The 547-nt window shown below is 76.8% G+C and carries 1 protein-coding gene; it reads left to right on the top strand.

Annotated features, from left to right (window positions below; translation table 11 throughout):
* Window positions 1–537 (top strand): molybdopterin cofactor-binding domain-containing protein (locus AC2W7G_RS18275; RefSeq protein WP_485869684.1); only part of this gene is annotated, 537 nt, incomplete at its 5' end.
* Between the last annotated feature and the right edge of the window lie 10 nt (window positions 538–547).

Raw genomic sequence — 547 nt, 5'->3', positions numbered from 1 at the left:
ACGGCCGACTGGCTGGTCGGCGACCGGCGTCGCGTCGTCGTCCTACCCGGCGATGGCCGCGCCGTCCGGCGCCCGGGCCACCGCCCTGCCGACGGCACGTTCCGGTCGGGGGTCAACGCCACCGACATCGGCACCGGCGCCCGCACCGTCATGCTGCAGGCCGCGGCCGAGGAGCTGAAGGTCGAGCCCGAGCGCGTCCACCTGCACATCGCCGACAGCGACCTGCCGCACGGGGCCGTCGCCGGCGGGTCGTCCGGCTCGGCGTCGTGGGGCTGGGCGGTGGCGAAGGCCTGCCGCGCGCTGCGGTCGCGGATGGCCACCGGGCGCGTCCCGGACGAGGGGCTCGAGGTCGTCGTCGACACCAGCGAGGACATGCAGGGCCGCGCGCAGCTCGCCCGGTTCGCCTACGGCGCCCAGATGGTCGAGGCCGGGTCGACGTCCGCACCGGCGAGGTCGTCGTGCCGCGCTCGTGGGGGTGTCGCGGCGGCCGCATCCTCAACCCGCGCACCGCGCGCTCGCAGTTCCTCGGCGGCATGACGATGGGCCT

This window comes from Aeromicrobium sp. PFPM2_SD2 (assembly GCF_057364525.1).
Note: the sequence above shows the minus strand (reverse complement) of the source record. Positions and strands in the feature narration are given on the sequence as shown.